At 56.9% G+C, this 1,185-nt stretch carries 1 protein-coding gene; it reads right to left on the bottom strand.

Going from position 1 to position 1,185, the window contains the following annotated elements; all coding sequences use genetic code 11:
• A partial coding sequence (locus tag IVB01_RS17265) for an IS4 family transposase (protein WP_247494704.1) occupies positions 1-1,185 on the bottom strand: 1,185 nt, incomplete at both ends.

Below are 1,185 nucleotides of genomic sequence, written 5' to 3'. Positions count from 1 at the left end.
GACACCTAGCGCTATGTCGGTGAGGCGTGACAGCCCGCGCCACATGACGGTATTGCCGGGTGGCGGATCGCTGGCGCGGGCGAGATAACCGCCGAGCCGGGCGACTTTGATCAAATAGTGCGAGAGCGTTTTCCGTCTTGCTTTTGGTCTGTTGTTAACGAGGCGATCGAGCACGCCGATTTCAGTCGCGGTCAACGCGAGGGTTGGCGGCGCGTCTGGAGCCGAACGGTTGAGCATCGTCATCCAAAAGACCCGCCAACTCAGGATGCAAAAGAGCGAGATCAGATTGGTCAGACGCTGGGCGGTCCTGAGCTTTGACTCCTCAGCTTTGCAGCCTGATTTGAGGATCTTGTGGAACACCTCGATCTTCCATCTCAAAGCATACCATTCGAGCTTCTCAATGGCGTCGGTGCGGGAGCTAACAGGTAGATTTGTGATCAGCTTCCACTCGATTTTCTTTCTATTCTTCGGCGTCACGCGTTCTTCGGCATGGATCACCGTCAGGGTCAGCGCTGGATAGCGCTTCTGCTTTCCGATCGGCGGCAGGACGCGAAGCTTGCGATATCTGATCTCGAGGACGGCTTCATCGGGATCGCCGTTGTTGTTTCTGACGTTGAGGCGATGCCGTCCTTTGACGGCAACCTCGTCCATTTCGTCGGCGATCGTGTGATTTCCATCTCCGGCCAAACGGTTAACGCAAGTCCTAATCACAAAATGCGTTCCAGCTTCCCGGGCCGCGCAGAACAGCTCATAGATGTCGCTCTCGCGATCACCGATATGGATGCACCGTCCCGGATCGCCCAGCAGCTCTGTGGATTGACGGACATTGTCCAGCCACCGAATGCTCTCCTTCTTCTCGATGGGAATGCGCGTCGGATTGATCTTCTTCTTAAGCGCGGCAGTCCCCTTGAATTTCTTCCGGGTCCAGAATTTGACCGCCGTCAGTCCAAGCGGCAGCCCTTCGGTTGTCACCGCCAGGCTCGAGTGCATCAGGATGCCGCAAACCGTGTGCGACCTCAGGCGGCCCGCCTTGTCGCGCCCACTGTTTATGCTCTTGGTGATCCCGATCGCGTCTGAGTTCTCTCTTTGATAACTGAACTCGGTCGTATCGTGGAGCACTAGAATAGGTCCGTCGGTGGCAATCGTGCGCTCACGCGTCGATTGAAAGTGGCCGGCCAGAATGTC

Origin of the sequence: Bradyrhizobium sp. 164 (assembly GCF_023073715.1) — a bacterium.
GTDB lineage: Bacteria > Pseudomonadota > Alphaproteobacteria > Rhizobiales > Xanthobacteraceae > Bradyrhizobium.
This window is presented reverse-complemented; position numbering and strand designations above follow the sequence as displayed.